General features: G+C 49.4%; 1 protein-coding gene. It reads left to right on the top strand.

All coding sequences use genetic code 11. From position 1 onward, the window contains the following. Window positions 1-2,392, top strand: a 2,392-nt coding sequence (locus PVV64_RS10240) for a filamentous hemagglutinin N-terminal domain-containing protein (RefSeq protein ID WP_273760881.1), incomplete at both ends; no start/stop codon positions are given.

The raw sequence follows: 2,392 nt of genomic DNA, 5'->3' as shown, positions 1-2,392 counted from the left end.
TTTTGCAGCGAGGGGCTCATAAGGGGCTCTCACTGGTTTTAAGTTTTAGCTTGGCCTTTCAACCTTTGTTAGTACAAGCACAGGCAATTGGTGCACAAAGACCCCCAGTTCAAGAAGCACAAGGGATTAAAGCGGCAGAGGGGGTTGGCTCACTTTTCCGTCCCACTGTGGGGAAAGCCGGCAATGATGTGCCGCTGATTGATATTGTTCGCCCCAATGGACAGGGTCTTTCTCATAACAAATATGACAGTTTCAATGTTGATAGCCATGGCGTGATTTTGAACAATTCAACTAAGGAGATTTCGCGTTCACAGCTTGGGGGATTGGTGCCTGGCAACGGCAATTTGCGTTATAGCGGTGCAGCAAAGGTTATTCTCAATGAAGTGGTGAGTGTCAATCGCTCGCGTCTTGAAGGCATGAGCGAAGTACACGGGCAAATGGCGGATGTTATTATCGCCAACCCCAATGGGATTACCTGTCAGGGCTGTGGCTTTATCAATACACCAAGGGTGACTTTATCGACCGGACAACCGATTATTGGAGCGGATGGCGCTTTGAGTGGTTTGCGTGTTGAGGGTGGAGATATCACCATAGGTACTCGTGGTGCTGATGGGAGTTCATTAGATGTTTTTGACCTTGTTTCACGCAAGATTAGTGTAGAGGGCCCCCTACAAGTTAAAGGGGATTTAGCTGTTATCGCGGGGCGTAATCATTTTGATTATAGTAAACGGGAAGCAACGTCTCTTGGCTCAGATGGCAAAGAGGTGGAATTGGCAATTGATTCCAGCGAATTTGGTGGGATGTATGCGGGTCAGATCCGCGTGCTTGCCAACGATAAAGGGGCTGGCGTTAAGATGCGAGGAGACATGGTCGCCAATGCAGGCGCCATGAGATTGACGAGTGATGGCAAACTGGTGCTTGCTAAAGCCCGTGCGAAAGGTGCGGTGCATGCGCATTCTCATCACGAGAGCGTGCATGTAAAAGATTTATTGTTTTCAGAAGATTCTGTTGAGCTTAAAGCGCGTCACGCTGTTGAGTTAGCAGAACATGCACGGGTTGCAGCAAGCGGCAATGTTGATGTGAACGCCGATGTGATTAAGCTTGGCTCTGATGCTCTGTTGGCCAATGGCATTGGCAATGATGGCCAACAGTCCGCCATGGGCTCTTTACATTTACAAGCAACAAAAGTTGAGGCGGGCAGTGGGCGAATAGCCGCCGGTGCGCTTTTACAGATCAATGCCGCGGCTATTGATCTGGATCGCTTGCAAGACCACAATCAGACGGGGGTGTCTTCCCTTGGCGATCTGACCATTAAAACCAATCAAATCACCGCTTTAAATAACCATATTGGTGCCAAGGGGAATATTGTACTGAAAGCCGATGATGGGCTCACTATAGGCGCTGGACATTATAGCACCGGCGGCTCTCTTTTGGTGGAAGCAGCAGCGCTTACATCACGCGCGCGCTTAGTGGCAGAGCAAAAAGTTGACCTTTATGCCCAGAGTGGTGATCTTATCCAAGAAGGCAGTGTCTGGTCTAATGGGGAGATAACGCTGGATGCCCATGGTGCACTGGATCAAAAGGGTGATATCATGAGCATGCAGAAGGTTGCACTGACAGCTGGGGGCATGCTTACAACGCGCACGGACAGTACGCTTTTAGCTCATGATGTGGCGTTGAGCGCCATAGCTTTAACCCAAGCGGGTAATGTAGAAGTGCAAGGCGGGGCACTTACTCTTCAAGTGCGTGATGGGGTCATCAATAGCGGCACAATGCGCGGAGAGAGTGTCGATGCCCATGCCGGTACATTTACCAATCAAGGGACCTTTATTGCAACCGATGATTTGCATTTGATGGTAAGCGCACAAGAAGGCGGCGATCCACAACGAGCCTTTCTGAAGAATACATCCGAAGGGGTCCTCCAAAGTGGAGGTGCTTTTGTTTTGTCTGCAGGGCAATTAGACAATGCGGGTGTCCTTGGTTCCAGTGGTGAGAATGTTTCCCTCAATGTGTCAGGGAATGTCACCAATAGCGGGCTGATCTACGCCCAAAAATCCATGGAGGTATCCAGTGATGGTGATTTAACCAACACACAGGGCAGAATAATTGCTGAAGAGGCTTTCACCATTGGTGGGCTGAAAGAGACACGGGCTGGTCATGTAAAAAATGAGGCTGGTCTTCTCAGTGCTCTTGCTGGTGAGATGAGCATTGCAGCCACGTCCTTTGTCAATAAAGGCGCTGCAACAACAAATTCAGTCCAACAAAACGCGACACATGATGAGGGTGGGCATGTTTTAGCGCGGGATGGTTTGCACATTAATGTGGGCAGTTTTGAGAATGTTGATGGTCTCATCTCTACGCAAGGGGCAGTCAATATTGTTGCTGATAGTGT

The sequence above is a fragment of the Bartonella sp. ML70XJBT.G genome (assembly GCF_028618575.1).
Classification (GTDB): Bacteria; Pseudomonadota; Alphaproteobacteria; order Rhizobiales; family Rhizobiaceae; genus Bartonella.
Note: the sequence above shows the minus strand (reverse complement) of the source record. Positions and strands in the feature narration are given on the sequence as shown.